This window comes from uncultured Cytophaga sp. (assembly GCF_937863595.1).
GTDB lineage: Bacteria > Bacteroidota > Bacteroidia > Cytophagales > Cytophagaceae > Cytophaga.
In genome coordinates, this window is sequence record NZ_CALMGQ010000038.1 from 12,740 (window position 1) to 28,910 (window position 16,171).

14 protein-coding genes are annotated in these 16,171 nt (G+C 33.1%); 7 read left to right on the forward strand and 7 right to left on the reverse strand.

Annotated features, from left to right (window positions below; translation table 11 throughout):
• Positions 1-80: 80 nt before the first annotated feature.
• From Q0543_RS03010 to Q0543_RS03040, 7 genes are read right to left on the reverse strand one after another with little or no spacing between them, the layout of a single operon-like run.
• Positions 81-1,031, reverse strand: a complete 951-nt coding sequence (locus Q0543_RS03010) for a hypothetical protein (protein WP_299248915.1) — start codon at positions 1,029-1,031, stop codon at positions 81-83.
• Positions 1,012-3,402 carry a type VI secretion system protein TssR domain-containing protein gene (gene tssR / locus Q0543_RS03015; protein ID WP_299248918.1) on the reverse strand — a complete coding sequence of 797 codons (2,391 nt, stop codon included), beginning with the start codon at positions 3,400-3,402 and terminating at the stop codon, positions 1,012-1,014. Before tssR ends, Q0543_RS03010 begins: the two co-directional genes overlap by 20 nt.
• Positions 3,403-3,437: 35 nt before the next feature.
• Positions 3,438-4,328: a PKD domain-containing protein gene (locus Q0543_RS03020; protein WP_299248920.1), complete on the reverse strand. Its 891-nt coding sequence runs from the start codon at positions 4,326-4,328 to the stop codon at positions 3,438-3,440.
• Between the two features lie 2 nt (positions 4,329-4,330).
• Positions 4,331-4,852: a type VI secretion system TssO gene (gene tssO, locus Q0543_RS03025; RefSeq protein ID WP_299248923.1), complete on the reverse strand. Its 522-nt coding sequence runs from the start codon at positions 4,850-4,852 to the stop codon at positions 4,331-4,333.
• Entirely contained in the window at positions 4,852-5,340 is a 489-nt protein-coding gene (locus Q0543_RS03030) for a hypothetical protein (RefSeq protein ID WP_299248926.1), read from the reverse strand. The genes tssO and Q0543_RS03030 overlap by 1 nt, the downstream gene beginning before the upstream one ends.
• A gap of 13 nt (positions 5,341-5,353) precedes the next feature.
• A complete protein-coding gene (locus tag Q0543_RS03035; protein WP_299248930.1) occupies positions 5,354-6,520 on the reverse strand; it encodes a hypothetical protein in 1,167 nt (388 codons plus the stop codon).
• Between the two features lie 11 nt (positions 6,521-6,531).
• Positions 6,532-7,392 (reverse strand): TssN family type VI secretion system protein, encoded by an 861-nt coding sequence (locus Q0543_RS03040; RefSeq protein ID WP_299248933.1) that lies wholly within the window; start codon positions 7,390-7,392, stop codon positions 6,532-6,534.
• 301 nt (positions 7,393-7,693) lie between these two features.
• On the opposite strand from Q0543_RS03040, the gene Q0543_RS03045 reads away from it, so the two are divergent.
• The 7 genes from Q0543_RS03045 to Q0543_RS03075 form a co-directional block, all read left to right on the forward strand.
• Positions 7,694-10,234 carry an ATP-dependent Clp protease ATP-binding subunit gene (locus Q0543_RS03045; protein ID WP_299248936.1) on the forward strand — a complete coding sequence of 847 codons (2,541 nt, stop codon included), beginning with the start codon at positions 7,694-7,696 and terminating at the stop codon, positions 10,232-10,234.
• Between the two features lie 158 nt (positions 10,235-10,392).
• The gene (locus tag Q0543_RS03050; RefSeq protein WP_299248939.1) at positions 10,393-10,839 is read left to right on the forward strand and encodes a hypothetical protein; all 447 of its coding nucleotides are present in this window, start codon (positions 10,393-10,395) and stop codon (positions 10,837-10,839) included.
• A 7-nt stretch (positions 10,840-10,846) separates the two neighbouring features.
• Positions 10,847-12,214, forward strand: a complete 1,368-nt coding sequence (locus Q0543_RS03055; RefSeq protein WP_299248942.1) for a DUF5458 family protein — start codon at positions 10,847-10,849, stop codon at positions 12,212-12,214.
• Positions 12,215-12,251: 37 nt separating this feature from the next.
• Complete coding sequence (gene tssD, locus Q0543_RS03060; protein ID WP_299248944.1) at positions 12,252-12,647, forward strand: type VI secretion system tube protein TssD; 396 nt, start codon at positions 12,252-12,254, stop codon at positions 12,645-12,647.
• A 523-nt stretch (positions 12,648-13,170) separates the two neighbouring features.
• A complete protein-coding gene (locus tag Q0543_RS03065) occupies positions 13,171-13,608 on the forward strand; it encodes a GPW/gp25 family protein (protein WP_299248946.1) in 438 nt (145 codons plus the stop codon).
• Between the two features lie 12 nt (positions 13,609-13,620).
• Complete coding sequence (locus Q0543_RS03070; RefSeq protein ID WP_299248948.1) at positions 13,621-15,456, forward strand: hypothetical protein; 1,836 nt, start codon at positions 13,621-13,623, stop codon at positions 15,454-15,456.
• Between the two features lie 171 nt (positions 15,457-15,627).
• Positions 15,628-16,171, forward strand: a 544-nt coding sequence (locus Q0543_RS03075; RefSeq protein ID WP_299248951.1) for a contractile injection system protein, VgrG/Pvc8 family, incomplete at its 3' end; no start/stop codon positions are given.

Below are 16,171 nucleotides of genomic sequence, written 5' to 3' on the forward strand. Positions count from 1 at the left end.
TTTATTAATAACTACAATCAAAAGTATTGGATTGTCAGAACAATCAGGTGGTTTAAATCGTGTAAATAAATCTCAAAAAATCAACTGCAAACCAATGACATTCCCAATAAATTATTCCCATCTAATAAGGTATTTAATTCGGTATGTTGATGTTCATAATTCACCGTAATCCCATAATGTGCACTAAAAAAATAATCGCAAAGTTGATGTGTCAGGTTTCGGAGCCACTCTATTCTTTCGAATGTAATATGTTCTGTTGAATTACTTTTGATAGTAATAATTAAATCGAACTCTCCATCGTGAATTTTATCTCCAATAATAAAATCTTCTCCTAAATATGAATTGCCGAGCGTACGGTTCATATTCATCAGTTGCTGCTGATGAATTAGGTGTTCTTTTATTTCAACACTACAGTCTAAAAGTATTTCCAAATAGTCTTTGGTTTTTTTAAAATCATTCCGGATGTCGTGAATATAAGGAATAAGCCTAATAAATAAATATGCTTTTTCAGCAGTAAATGTGTGTAGTATATCAAAGTAGGGTTTAAATATTCTAATTAAGACAGAAGCTTCTGAATGATTTTCAAAAGCTTCTTCAAAAGAAAAAAGTTCACGGTTTATATTGAAGAATTCTTGTTCAAATGGAAGAAAGAAATCACGGGCGTATTTTTCTTCTTCCCGATGTCTTCTTATCTCATCAATAACTTGTAGGGTATTGTTTTTGGTCTGAGAAGAACTGAATGAGTGAAATATAGATTCAGGTAGAGAATCATAAATACCCTCTCTAGGTGAATCAATGAATACATAATCAACATCGTTAATATTTTTAAAAGTGACATTTTTAACATCTTTCTTATGTGACCTACTTGAAGTACCTGTAGACCTAAGGATAATTTGTTCAGAAAGCACGCCTTTATGCATAAAGGCTGCTGCAATTGTTTCGGGTTTAAAATCTGAATGAATGTCAAATACCGAATTGTTGTAGGAATACTCTAGTTCTTGAAAATCCATATTAGGGTAGTCTATTTTCATTTACCCAATAATACAAGATACCATTTGACTGGAATTGTACATTGGGATTATTTTTCAATTCATAATAGCTATCAAATGATTTTTTTAAATTTGATAGCATCTGATATGTATCTTCTTTCGATATTGATGGGTTTGAAAATAAATTTGAAAGATTAAAATTATCGAACGATTTGCTATAAGAAGTGTAGCCACTTAATTCGAAAAAGAAGTTTTTTAACGATGGATTGTTATACGAATTTTTTGAGATTTCTATGCGTGCATTAAATAAAGCTATCATTGCATTTTGTGTATATGCTTTATTTATTTCATTTGGATTTAATAATAATTGATCTAGTTTTAAATATTTAAAGAAATCAGCGAGTTCATCGTATTCTTTCTGATTTAATAAAAGGGTTTGCTGATAATTTCTTTTAGTACTATGTGGGTTATATGGTTCAATGGAGTATCCCTTAATAAAATAATTGAAATTAATATTTTTACATTCAAGTTCTAAGTTTCTGGGTACTGTACTATACATATTATAATATTTTTCAAAATAAATATTCCTTTTCGTATTAAATACACTTGAACTATTAAATGTCTTATTAATATTCTCCTGAATGGAAGTTGTTTCAAACCTAATTTGATTGAGTAAGCTATCTATTGTTCTTGCCGCATTTTTTTTATCGATTTTACTCCCAGCTGTTGGGAAGGTTATGAATCCTTGCGTATTGGCATTTTCAGGATAATCTAAACAATACATATTTGAGACGCCCGTTTCCAGTGATTTGAAATTGTTTTGATCTGCATTTTCATTATGAGTAATCAATTGAGACTTCGTATATTGAATTGACTTATCTGCATATCGTTTAAGTATTATTTTTGATTGGGTAATAAAATTGGAGTAACCTACGCCAGATGAAGCATATGGTTGGTACATAATTACTCTGGAATGTGTATTTGCTATATCATTAGTTATCTTATCAAATTTTGTTTTGTAAATGTTATCACCCGCAGCATAATCACCTTGAGTACTTATCATAAGCAAAATGTTATTTTCACCAGAATGGTTTGAGAAAAAATTAGACGCACTTGATAGACCATTTAAAATGCCATAAGCAGACGCAGCTTTTTTAAACTGAACATGTTCCTTAATTTCATTAATTAGGATTGGAAGTAGTTCATAATAATTATCTTTCGTGACAACCTGTGTAAAAGAGTTGTCGGCTGTATTGATAAACGAAAATGTAAATGCACCTGCTTTGGGTGTAGAAAAATATGTATCTAAATCTTGAAATGTTTCAATTAAGCCAGTGTAGTATTCTTTAACATCGTTATCAATATTTAATGCAAATACGATGTTCGTGTTTTTAGAATTTTCTGACAGATTGCAAAAGGTGCTGTAATCTATTTTTGAACCACTTAAACTGTATATATATGCACTTGAGTTGTCAAAGGGACTTAAGATAGTGCCTGTTTCAATGGTTTTATACGCAACGTTATTTTTGTTAGTCAGTTCAACATTATATACGGGATGTTTATTTAAAAAAGGGTTATTAATAGAACATGTATTTGTGAGTAAAGGCATCGCAATTTGTGCATTACTTTCAAAATTGATTGCTAAGTTTTTTGTAGGGAATAGATAGGAGTAAATCGTATCTGTATTTTCAGGCTTAAGTACTTCTATGTTTAAGCGTGTGCCCCAATTTTTTATAAAATCAATACTTACCCATCCCAGTATATTTTTTGATCCATTTTTTGTGTTAAATTGGGTATTTTTACCAATCAATACTTTGTCTTTTTCGAATTTATAGACGTAAACAACTTCATTGAAATTTATGGTTGTTACCAACTGATTGTTTTTAAATGCTGGATTGGAATATACTTTTATATCATTGTTCTCCATACTTGAAATTATAGTAGGAAATATATTGGTGCCATTTAATATCGTTACATATTTGTATGCGTTCAATGATTTGCTTTCCAAAAAACATCTCTCATTTAATAATAAATTTGATTTGTTAATCCATCCTACATATTCTATTTTGTCTGGACTTACTATTTTTCCTGTTATAGAAATTAAAGAATAATTATATTTTACAAGTTCAAACATATCGCCAGCAACAGAGATAACAAAGAAACTATCTAAAAACGCTACTTGAGAAGTTATTTTTGTAGATAATTTATCTGAGTAAATAGAATTTTCTGCCTTGTCAGAATAAACAACCCATATTTGATTCGTTTTAGTTACTAAAGAAGAAATAGGAATTGTAGGGTAATGGTAATTACTCGGCAATAGCTCTACTTTTTTAAATTTTGCAAGATTGGGCAATTGAGCATAGCTGATGATCGATTGTATTAACAACAGAATTGAAAATAGTATTTTATACATGTTTTGTAAATAGATTAGAATGTAGTTTAATCGTATTATTTTATAATATTAATTCTTGTTGCGCAGTTTGTTTTTGTATTCATTTCGAGAACTGCAGATTTGATTTGCGTATTTGTATTGATTTGCAAGCCTTGACAGTAACTATAAAAATCAGAAGCTTTATTTCCATTTATGGTTACGGGTATTTTTGAATTGCCGCACAAGTATTTCTTTAATAAAAAATTATAGTTTTTATTAAAGTCGTTTCCATTTGCAATTTCTTTTAACAAAGTTAGGAATTCATCTTCTTTTTCGGATTTACCTCCACCAGCTTTCTCCTTAGGTTTTACTACAATATTTTCCGTGATTTTATATTGCGGTTCAATATGAATGGTGTGCTTTTGAGGTTTGTTAAAATTTAAATTTGTAATTAAATATACTTGATACACGCCAGGTTTATTATAAGAATAAAATGACTCCAATGCTCTTGAATCAATTTTACCCATTCCGTTGAAATGCCATTCACACCAATCAATATTTTTACCTAGGGCTTTGAAATGGATCTTTTGCCCAGTTATACCCGATGCTTCAGCAATAATCTTCACGGTAGAATCAATCTTAGCCTTTTTGATTGCTGGTGCAACATCCACTAAAAAGGTTTGATAGGTATTATTGTTTACTGTTAAACGAACTTTATATTGCCCAGGCTCTTTAAATATATATTGACCCTTAGGCTTCATGTACGTGTCGCCATTTCCAAATTCCCATAATACAGAACGCGCATTTTTAGTGCTATCATTAAAAGAAATAGGAGCGCCTAAGAAAATATGCTTCGGATATAGATTTGCTTGGATTGGATTTTCTTTAAATAATTGTATGCTAATATAGATAAGTCCTGCAAGCAACAAATAAATCCCACAAGTAAGTAGTATTAATTTTTTATTCATGATTATTCTTTATTAGCGCTATTTTCTAAAACTTCTTGTAAGGTTATATTATTCTGATTTTGTTGGAAGCCGATTTCGCAATCATTTAAATTTTTCTTTAGAAAATTTGTATTGTTAATTGTATTCCAAGATGCTTTCTTGTCAAAGTACATCATACTATACAAATTGTTTATTTTCATATAAATTGAAAAAGAAGGATCTTTCTGTTTTTTTTCATATGTTTTTTTTAATTCATTTAATTCTAATACAATGCTACTTTCTAAATAGGATTGTTTGTTTTCTGGATTGTATAAAGCAAGTAAGCGGCTTAAACTATCTATGTGTTTTATATTTATGCTTTGCTCGTATTGGGCAGCATTGATTTCATCAATTTCTTCCATCAGTATGTTTGCACCTCTAATTTGAGATTTGCTGTAATCGTGAAAACATACGTAAATGAAAAGTATGCTAAATGATAACCACAAGATTAAGATGTAGCCAAACTGTACAGCTTTTTCTTCCGTATTTATTTTTAAATGCTTCATTACTTATTTCTATTTCTAAGTTTTAAATTTGCATTATTACACTCCTGTAATTTTTTTTGACTTATATCTTCTTCTAATTTATTCTGCTGTAAAGATTTCTTAGCTTCAATAATTCGTTCAATATCTACGAGGATCTTTTTGTATATTGTAAAATTGAATTTACTATCCATTTCAATTTTTTCAATGTCGATCAAAGATTGCGTCTTCATCTGAATTATTTTAACCTCTAATGCATCGTCATTCGTTACCATGTCTGTGTTCAGCATACTTATGTATGTTTGTATGCTATCTATTCGACTGCTTAGATATGCCGTTTGATTTTTATAATTCTCTACTTCATCTTTTTTTGCTTGAATGATGTTGTTAAAACTGCTTTCGGTAACTAGGGTAAAGGACCAACACAAAACAGTTAGAATTAATAATCCAGTGAAATAGGCGAGGAATACGATGTAAGCAGCGCGTACTTCTTTATAATTTAAAGCTTTCATTAAATAAATAGTATTAGTCTAATATACTCCATCTTTTTTTAGGAGCTTCTTCTTTTATTTGAACCGTTTCTTTTGTAACAACAATATTTTCTTTTCGTTGTCCAATAAAATCTAGTGCATTCATTTTACTCCAAACAGTGTCTGTCATAATTAAAAAGTCAATGCTGCTTTTTATGGAAGCTTGTATATTGTTATGATCATACTTGATTTGACTAGATAGTGCTAATAATTGATCCAATCTTTTTGGGGTTAGTTCTGTCCATTCAAAAAAGTATTTAAATAATTCCTCTCTATCTTCTTCCGCTAAGCATTGATATGTTCTGTATTGAATGCTTGATAATGTTGAAATGCAGTTAATTAATTTTATAGGTGTTGATTCTGGCAATTCATTAAGAAGTATAAAATAAATAGAAGAAATATATGCCGTAGTTTGTTCACATAATATTTGAACATTTTTTGCTATTGCAGAAGGCTTATTTTTTTTATGGATTTTTTGAATAATTTTATAAGATGTCTCATGTAGTTTTTGAATGTAGGATATACATTCTTCATGAAATTGGATTAAGTGCTTATGACTAGAAATGCTTGTGCAAGCTGGAGTATATGTTTTGTCAAAACTTACGATTCCGTTTTCACTTTTCATTCTTCCTATTAAAAAAGAATACGGACCTAATTCATTAATAGAAACTTCTTCAGTAGGTATAATTTCTATTTCATAAGACACCTCTGTAGAGGGATGTCTTGGAGGATTCTCTTCTATAGAGGGTATTCCTATAGGTTTTCTTTTGTAGGGGTTTGCTAAAAGTACTATTTCAAACCAACGCGTTTCAATGGATTTATTACTTGAAACATGTTGATTTTTTTGAATATATTTTGTTAATGCAGGGTCGTTGTTATTATTCTGATTGATTTTTATTTTAAATCCTCCAGAAGTTATTGCGGTGCATTTTTGAAGCGTAATCTTCAATGTGTTTTCTGCGGATTCGCTAACTTGTATTTCTATAGATTCTTCCGATTTATATTCTGGAATGCATAACCCATAATTGAAAGAATTGATATACGTTGATTGATTCGAACGAATTAAATCAACCACATATTTGTTTGTATCGATGAAATGATCTTTGGATATTTTCATCCCATCGATCCAATTGACAGAAAAATGTTCTATTGGAAATTCCATGTTTAATTTTTTTAGTGATTTATAATAGAAACGCGTTTACAAATAATTGTTGTATTGTCATTCGTTAATTGATTCTCTTCAATTGTTTTTTCATGATCAATATATTTTTTTCCTTGTACAAAAGTGGGTTTTATATAAAAGATCCAATTGTCGGCGGTATTGTTCGTTGTATAAGAAATAGGCTTTTCAGCGTATTTGATATTGTGATCGTGAATAAACATTTGAAACCAATCTCCAAATTTAAAATTTAAAGGAGCCTTTGCTTTTACTTTAATATTTTCTTCATTTTCAATTTGTTTGCTAAGTTCTAATTCTAATACAATAATTTTATCTATTGCTTCTGAGGAAAAAATAGAATCATTGTATGCATTATTGTAATTCCAGATTTTAAAAATTTCACTTGGTATATTTAACAGCGCTTTATAAGACCAGTCTATAAACATGGGCAATACAAATGTAAACGTACATGTGCTTGCTACAAGACCGTACTGTAATTCGCCAAAATAATTAAAGAATAAGGAAAATAGAAAAGAACCCATACTAAGTATGATAATGCTAATTAAAACCATAAGTGGCTTTACATAGGGTGAATCTTTCACTATAAAAAAGGATTCGATCTTTTTAAAATAATAATACCCTAAAAACAAGTAGACAATTTGAATCAATGTATAATACAAACCTATAAAATGCACTCCTGTAAATGTGAAAAGACTGGGAATTGCAATCAATAAACTAAATAGGATGCAGCTTATAATTACACTTTTTGTATTTATAAGGTTGTTTTTTTTATTAATTAAAAAGAAAATTACTATCAAAACTATAGCTACAATAGGCAGCAATAGATAGCTTACAAATATGCTTTGCAATTTCATAAAGTTAAATAAATAATACGTATAAATTGTATTTTACCGTGAGTTTGGAGGGAGGAGGAGAACCACGGTGTATATTTTCGAATACAATGTTAGTGAAAAATAAATTACCAAAAGAAGTTTTTATGCTTTATTTCGTTAACATAAGATAATAAATATTCAGTTTGCCGATATTTTATAGTTTAAATAGTTTTGTTTTTAATAAAAATAGTACATTTGATATGTCTCCAATATAATTTGTTTAATAGGCAAATACTACAAGACATGTTTTTATGTTATTACGTGTATTAAAGAACTCGATAAAATGTATTTACACCCTAATTATTTGAATATCACTTCAAATTGTAAAGAAGTCTTTCACATCGCACAGATGTATGCGAAAGAAAACAGAAATGCGAAAGTTGATATTTCGCATATTTTATTGGCTTTAATGCATAATAGCGCAGGTTTAAGAGGTTTTTTAGATTCAATAAGTGTTGATGTACCTTACGTAATTGAATGGGCAGAGATACGAATCGTTGAATATGATAAGTCTGCATTAAATACGCCAGAGGCACTTCCTTTGGACGCCAACGTGCAAGTAGTGCTTGAACAAGCAGACTATCTACGATTAAAGTTTGGATTGGATTTAATTGATAATATTTGTTTGCTTGCAGCTGTCGTAAAGCCTAATTACGGCTATTCTGCCCAACATTTGAAATCATTACCCTTGCGTGAAGCGGATATTTTAAATTCCTTACAACATCTTGCTGGTAACACCATGTTGATTCAACAAGATGAATCTATTTCTGGAGTACTAGCAGATCCAAGTCAAGCCACGAAGGCATCTGGAGCATTGTTAACGTACTGCAAAAGCAAAAATGAATGGGCGCTTGCTGGCAAAATGGATCCAGTTGTTGGCAGAGATAAAGAACTGATGATGATGATCGAAGTTCTGGGCAGACGCAGCAAACCAAATGTATTGTTGCTGGGTGAGCCTGGGGTTGGGAAGTCTGCATTAGTGGATGGCTTTGTCCAAAAAATTATTGCAGGTGAAGTTCCTTCACTTTTGAAAAATGCCATTGTATTTGAATTGGATTTAGGTACACTGCAAGCGGGCGCTTCTTACAAAGGGGAAGTTGAAGATCGCATTAAAAAAATAATTTCAGATTTAAAATCATACGACAAAGCAATTTTATTTATTGATGAGTTACATGCATTGATGGATGGTAAAGGTGCTTTTGGTTCGGGTGTCGCAAATTTGTTGAAACCAGAATTAGCTCGCGGAGAAATTACGGTAATTGGCGCAACGACACAAGCTGAATACCGAAAAATTATAGAGCCGGATGCGGCTTTTAATAGACGCTTTGAAACCATAACGATTCACGAGCCTGATGTATTTACTGCATCTAAAATGATTGAAGGTATTTTACCTAAATATGAATTACATCATGATTTGAAGGTTCAATACCCTGCGATTAAAGGCGCAGTGTTATTGGCTAAGCGTTATGTTAAAGAAAAAAGTTTGCCCGATTCGGCAATAGATTTGTTGGATCGCACGCTTGCAGCTGTTAAGATGATGAACGAAACATCGGTTGCAGAAATAACCGGCATTGAAGCTGAATTAACAATCCTAGAATCCAATACAGATTTAACAGAGGAAGAACTCTTAAGCGAATTGAAATGGTTACACATTGTTTTATTCAATAAGTTGAGTCCTGTTTTGCTGGGTTCTATCGAAGATACGCTTGATGTATCAAAGATGGATCGTGTGAATCACGTGCGTACAGAATTAAAGAAATCCATCGAGAAGCTGCATGCGCAACTCGGCACAATTAAAAATGAAGTTTCGCTACACGATGTAGCTGCAATCATTGCACATAAAACAGGTATTCCAGTTGGGAAGATTCAAACACAAGAACGCGACAAATTACTTTCCATTGAAGGGCACCTTCAAAAACGTGTAATTGGTCAAGATCATGCCATCAAAGTTTTATCAGATACAATTATCGAATCGAGAAGTGGCATACAAAAACAAGGACAACCCATTGGATCGTTCTTTTTTTTAGGACCCACAGGTACGGGTAAAACAGAATTGACAAAAGCGATTGCAGAATTTTTATTCAACGATGAAAAGGCGATGATTCGTTTTGATATGTCTGAATTTAAAGAAGAACATTCTGCTGCGCTTTTATACGGTGCGCCTCCAGGCTACGTTGGATATGAAGAAGGTGGTATGCTTGTAAATAAAATTAGACAAAAACCATACTCGGTTGTTTTGTTTGATGAAATTGAAAAGGCACATCATTCCGTGTTTGATACCTTTTTGCAAATCATGGATGAAGGTACGCTTCACGACAAGCTTGGTAAAGAAGGCGATTTCAGTAATTCCATTATCATCTTTACTTCTAACATCGCAAGCGATTGGGTCGTTGATCAATTCCAAAAAGGCATCCGTCCAACATCTCAAACCCTTATGGATGTAATGGCTAAAAACTTCCGACCAGAATTTCTAGCACGTGTAAGTGAAATTATTCCTTTTGCGCCAATCGCAGAAGAAAACGTTGTACGTATTTTCGATATACAATTAAAATCGCTTTACGAAAGTTTAGCAAAACTAGAAATAGAATTGGTTTTAAGTGATGCAGCCAAAAACAACTTAGCCATGTCTGGCTTTACACCAAAATATGGTGCAAGACAATTGGTAACGGTTATAAGAAGCAGATTAAGAAGACCGATTTCGAAAATGCTTATTTCAGGAGAATTGAAAAAAGGAGAACGTCTCTTTATTGATTTAAAATCGGATGATGAATTGACATTTAATGTAGAGGAGATTATTCCTTCTGCATTGGTAGACGCGGAATAAGATATCTTATCCTTAGTCAGCCGTGGTTGTGCCTTTTCGGCCAACCACCATGTGCGTAAGCACATTCGGCCTACCATAAGTGAAAATAAAAACATCTATTCTTTAAACAGAATAGAAAAACTAAAAATAGAACACAGGTTTAATTAAAATAAAATACTATGTATAACTACGGTATCGGTGGAAATGAAGTTAAAGTAGATGCTTCAGAAGCAATCTCAGATATTGCAAATAACAAAACACTTTTAGTTCAAAAACTTACTGTTGACGATACGTTCCGTCCTGAAATTGTGGAAGGATTGAAAACGGTCGAAGAAGTATTCGAACATTTTAAACCAGAACAATCTGTTGATTTTGAAACAAAGGAAGGATCGGTAAAAAACGAATCGTTTCAATTTGGAAACTTAGGAGATTTTGGCGTTAAAAAGGTTGTCGAAAAAAGTGCCTATTTGAAAGATTTAAATTCAGATATCGAACAATATACCAAGATTGCTAAACAGTTTAAAAGTAATAAAGTGCTGCAGTCGGTAGCTGCAAATCCTGAAATGAATCAAGCACTGATTGATACATTGTCTGCATTACTAGTTGAATTAAAATCTCAAGACTAATTTACATATGTCACTACAAGAAAATAATGTTCAAGCGTCTCAAGAGTTAAAGACTAAAGAACAAGCATCGGCACCACAATTAGAGCAAAGTCTTTCTAAACTTGAAAAGGCTGGTGGATTTGCATTTATCGAAAATGTGATTGATGGCTTAGCGAATATAAACCCACAGCGTAAGGCGCGTAAAAACATTTTCATGTCTGATCCGGAAAAAAAATCCGAACGCAACTTATTACAAAAAAATATTGAAACGTGGTTGGGATTACTAAAGCAACAAAAGACTGCAAGTGAGATTGTGGCGATAAGTGAAAAGAATGCTTCCGAAGCCCAAGTATTATTAAATAAAAATTTAGGCATTGCATTAGATGCCTTCAAAGAATTGGAACAAAGCTATCGTTCTGTTGCTTTGTTTTATAAAAATACAGAATCGGATAAATTGAAAAATGTCAATATCATGAACGCTTCCTTAGAGCAAGTAACGGATCTTGACAATACACGCTATATCGATTACGTAGCAGAAGAGTTAAAAGACAATTACGACAGATTGGATTTACGCGATAATTATTCGCTATTGGTAATACCTGGTTATATGGGAGCCAATAAAGTAGTTGAAAAATGGTCTAAGATAGCGTATGAAAACAAAGTAATGCTGGTAACAGATTTTGCAAATCTTGAAAGTCCGGATGATGTAATGGATATTTTTACAGACGGGAATTTTACTGGCGGAGATGCATTTAAGTCGAATACCATCATGACCTGCAACTGGATTGTTGGTAGAGGTAAGGTGGAGCAAGTAGGTGAAACAGAAGATTTGTTTGTGCCACCATCTTCTGCATTAGCTGGAAAAATGTATTATACCATGATGTCTCAGGTAACCGCAGGTAAAAAACATGGTAGCATCAATGAAGTAGATGCAGTGAGTTTTGATTTGAAAAAAAGTGAAATATCTCATTTAGAAAAAATGGGATTAGTACCTATGGTAAATGAATACGGTAAGGTTATGGCGTTTTCTGCTAAGACTTTATTCAATGGAGATAACCTTGGATTGCAAACGTATTCGGTTGTGCGTGTATTTGATTACATCACAAAAGTATTGTTTGATTTCTTAAATAGAAGAGCGTTCGAAAACTGGACCTCTAAATTGGAAGGTGATCTTCGTAGTCAAATTGTAAAGTTTTTGGATGGCATTCAAGGACCGGACAGATTGATTGAAAAATTTAAAATTTTAAAATTAGAACAAGATCCAAATCAAAAGGATCGCGTTTTGATTGATATACACATCACGCCATATTTTCCTGCTAAAAGTTTTGTAGTGAAACTTGATGGGCAGAAAGGCGATGATGGCACAGAGTGGAACAGCGAATACAAACAATCATAAATTTCTTTCTTTTTCTTAACAATTAAATTTTACAACTATGGCTTTTAGAGCAGAACTAACAATCGGTAGCACAAAATACGACGTATTAAACTGTGCATTTAACATGAGTAGAGATACAGATCCAAAAGGAAGACCTTCATCCAATGTATATGGTGGACGTATTACGTTTGAAATCGAATCTACTTCAGATACGACAATCATAGAAAATATGGTTAATAGTCAATTCAAACCTTTTAGTGGATCCGTTGTTTTCAAAAAAACAGACGAAGATGCTAAAATGAAAGAGTTGAGTTTTGAGAACTCTTACATTGTACATTACTCTGAAGGCATTGATGCTTCTGGAGCAAATCCAATGACAACGAAGTTTACAATATCAGCTGAAACTATTAAGTTAGGTAATGCGGAACACGACAATCGTTGGCCAAAGGCTTAATCTAGTAAAATAAAATACTATTCTGTAGTCGAACTTATGTACGCTGTTTATAATTTATGACGTTCGGCTACAGAATATGTTTTAATATTGTTTTATGATGTTAATTGGAAAAGACAAACTCTAATTTGTACCCATTAAATACCTCCACGATCTGTTGTATACAGCTCATGGAGGTATTGGTATTAAGAAACGGATAATTTCGCTTTAAGCAAAATCATCCAGTGAGATTAAGGGGAACTAACACCATGGTCTGTGACACACAAACCATTTAACAAATTACCACAACGTTTCTGTCTGTGCGTCACAGACAGAGGTGGAGATGTTTAGGGTGTTTCTTCAGACAAGTCGTCGGACTACTCGAAAAAGTGGTCTGACGAATGTGTATATCCAAATTACTTGTTAAGTTGATGGCTATGGTTTGTCACAGACCGAGGTGGACAGGCCGAGGTGGAGCGGGTGGAGACCGAACTTGAGGGCATTCGTGCTCAAAATAAAAAATACATTTCAATTAATAATCCCAGCTATGGAGATTGAATATTATAAATACCCATTGGATTTGAAACGCATTTTTCAACAAAAAAAACTGCAGAAATGTAGTTTGGGGGATGCGATTTCTCAAAATTTACAATTGATTATTTTAAGTCATAATGGGGAGCATCGATACAATCATTCCTTAGGTTGTGAGATTTGGGATTTAGATTTTGATTTGATTTTAAGTTTACGCATTTGGGAAGAGAAGCTTCGAAGTTCCTTACTATATGCCATCGAACGAAATGAAAGAACCCTTGAAAAAGTGGAAGTGTCGGTTGCTGTTTCGGAAGTTGAAAATACATTCAATTCCAATCAATATGTTTCAATCAAACGACAGGTAAATATTCAAGTACATGCTGTCTTGATAGAAACGGGCGAAAAATATTATTTCCAAACAAAATTATTCTTAAGCCCTGTTTCCGCGCAATAAATAAATTATTTTATGTCCAATAGTAACGATGTATATGGGGATCCCAAAGAGCGCATGCTTAAGCATATTGCTATGTTGTGGGGAACCAAAAATATAGATGCCTTAGATCCCTTGGTTCGAATAATGATAGAGGCTTTGTCGGGTGAATTGCGCAAAACCTACAACTCCATTCAGTCTTTTGAAAAGCGTATGTTGGAACGATTCGCTTTATTAATGACACCTGGGGTATTGTCTACACCTTATTGTGCACATGCTATTGCCCAAGCTTTTCCAGTGGAAGCAACTGAAATTCTTCGATCACTTGATCCGTTTTTTTATGCAAAGAAAATGAATAAGGATCAAAAAATACAACAGATACATTTTTCACCCATTGCCGATGTTCGTATTTTTGATGTAGCAATTAAACATCTTGTGATTGGAAATACTGCTTGGACCTTGGATGACCAGCAACAAAAAATGTCGTATACAAATATGCTACATCATTCTCGAAAAAGTAGTTCTATTTGGTTGGGCATACGTGTTAACCCAGAAATTGAAACATTAAAAGGCTTGAGTTTCTTTTTTGAACAAATCAATGCAACATCGAATTATCAAATACGTCAGTTGCTCTCTTCTTCGGAATGGTATATAGCAGATAAAAAAATCAATATGCGCATGGGGCGCATGGGTGAAGAATCTGCAGAAATACCAACGGTGTTTTCTGATATGGAAACCATGAATATTATTGAAAAAGAAATTTCTCATGTATACGATAGTAGTTTCATTTCTATTGCGGATGATACCATTCGACTTAAAGATATTCGTACAGAAAAATATCCCGATGCATTTAAATTATTATTTCTCGATCAAGACTTACAAGAGTTCAACAAAGAATTGGTATGGATCAATATTACCTCCGATTATTTTGTGCATCATAAAAACATGTCGGATATACAAATTAGTTTAAATGTATTTCCTGTATTAAATAGAAGAAGTGTGAATCAAATGTATCGCTTCAAAAACAACTCCAATAACATACCCCTACGTACTGCAGAGAACGAATTTTTCATGTCCATTCATTCTGTAGAAGATGATTTTGCCCGCAAATACAAAGAGATAGCTCTCGTAGAAAATACCGAATGGACGGACCAAAACTATACTGTTCGGAAAGGCGGAATGGAGCGTATGGATGCACGCGATGCAAAAGAGTATTTAGAATTTGTCATTGAGTTGATGCGCGATGAGTCTGCTACTTTTGCAAGTTTTGGAATCGATTCTATAGCTAATAGTTTGAAAGAATTGAATCAGCTAACCGAACAACTTAACCAACGGGTAGCACGCAAAAACGATTATGTAGACACTTCAAGCTATTTAATTTTGGGTAATCCAAAAAATGATCAAACATATTTTATCGATTATTGGACAACCAATAGCATACATGCAAATGGCATACCTGCTGGTTCTATACTTGAAACGTATGCGGGAAGTAAATTTCTAAGTGGTTCTATTTCCTTACGCACTACAACCTTGGGAGGTAAGTTACCACTCAACCCTGCACGGCATATAGATGCCTATAAATATGCAACACTTTCGCACAACAAACTTATAACCGTAGAAGATATTAAAGCCTGCTGCTTGCATGAGATGGGCGACAAGATTGATAGGCATGTGGAAGTGCGCAAAGGGTTGATGGTAAGCCCAGACCCCAAGCAAGGATTGATCCGTTGTGTAGAAGTGCTGCTTACAAAGAAAAATCATACAGACCCAACAACCGAAACCGTAGATTGGGATATAGAATTGGCAAACTTACAATCTAAAATTGAATTACGTTCTGCCTTAAATCTTACCATACATGTGCAAGTATCTTAATCGAAAGAGTGAACAGTGGTCGGTGGTCAGTAAAAATCATCATAAGCTTTTCACCATGGTTTTTCTAGTACCATGATCTGTGACACACAGACCATTTAATTGTTTCGCCATGGTTGCGCCTTTTCGGCCAACCATTCTTAAATACTTCATCCAATAAATCGTTAATTCGCTATGTCCAAAGAAATTTGTTTTGAAATTATCCTCGATGGAAAATCCGTTCCATTTTGTAATTCCATTGTCTTACATCAATCCTTTAATGCGCACCACACATTTGAGGTCGTACTCGATCAAGATACCTTGGGCAAATTAGCTTCGCATGATTTATACGATTACCAAGATTATGTGGGCCGTGATTTATACATAGGTTTTGGCGAAAACGATCCGCACGACAATGAATTTAATGGCATTGTTACTGAAGTAGGTTTGCAGCAAGAAGAAGGCGCTTGGGGTAAGTTGGTATTGAAAGGAAAAAGCCGAACGTGTTTGTTGGATGCAGGTGCCAATTACATGTCTTTTGAAAAAATGGGTTTGATAGATATCGTGCATCAATGCATTGAGTTTACCACCTCTTCACAACTTAATCTGCAAATCAAACCCTTTCATAAAGAAGAAATCGCGTATATGTGTCAGTATGGCGAAGGTAGTTTTGATTTTATAAACCGCTTGTCTGCCGAATACGGCGAATGGTTTTTTTACGACGGTACCGATTTGTGTT

What these genes read in the sequence shown, in the direction of transcription:
- Q0543_RS03010 (WP_299248915.1), bottom strand. Translation starts at nt 1,031, where the DNA reads ATGAAAATAGACTACCCTAATATGGATTTTCAAGAACTAGAGTATTCC.
- tssR (WP_299248918.1), bottom strand. Translation starts at nt 3,402, where the DNA reads ATGTATAAAATACTATTTTCAATTCTGTTGTTAATACAATCGATCATC.
- Q0543_RS03020 (WP_299248920.1), bottom strand. Translation starts at nt 4,328, where the DNA reads ATGAATAAAAAATTAATACTACTTACTTGTGGGATTTATTTGTTGCTT.
- tssO (WP_299248923.1), bottom strand. Translation starts at nt 4,852, where the DNA reads ATGAAGCATTTAAAAATAAATACGGAAGAAAAAGCTGTACAGTTTGGC.
- Q0543_RS03030 (WP_299248926.1), bottom strand. Translation starts at nt 5,340, where the DNA reads ATGAAAGCTTTAAATTATAAAGAAGTACGCGCTGCTTACATCGTATTC.
- Q0543_RS03035 (WP_299248930.1), bottom strand. Translation starts at nt 6,520, where the DNA reads ATGGAATTTCCAATAGAACATTTTTCTGTCAATTGGATCGATGGGATG.
- Q0543_RS03040 (WP_299248933.1), bottom strand. Translation starts at nt 7,392, where the DNA reads ATGAAATTGCAAAGCATATTTGTAAGCTATCTATTGCTGCCTATTGTA.
- Q0543_RS03045 (WP_299248936.1), top strand. Translation starts at nt 7,694, where the DNA reads ATGTATTTACACCCTAATTATTTGAATATCACTTCAAATTGTAAAGAA.
- Q0543_RS03050 (WP_299248939.1), top strand. Translation starts at nt 10,393, where the DNA reads ATGTATAACTACGGTATCGGTGGAAATGAAGTTAAAGTAGATGCTTCA.
- Q0543_RS03055 (WP_299248942.1), top strand. Translation starts at nt 10,847, where the DNA reads ATGTCACTACAAGAAAATAATGTTCAAGCGTCTCAAGAGTTAAAGACT.
- tssD (WP_299248944.1), top strand. Translation starts at nt 12,252, where the DNA reads ATGGCTTTTAGAGCAGAACTAACAATCGGTAGCACAAAATACGACGTA.
- Q0543_RS03065 (WP_299248946.1), top strand. Translation starts at nt 13,171, where the DNA reads ATGGAGATTGAATATTATAAATACCCATTGGATTTGAAACGCATTTTT.
- Q0543_RS03070 (WP_299248948.1), top strand. Translation starts at nt 13,621, where the DNA reads ATGTCCAATAGTAACGATGTATATGGGGATCCCAAAGAGCGCATGCTT.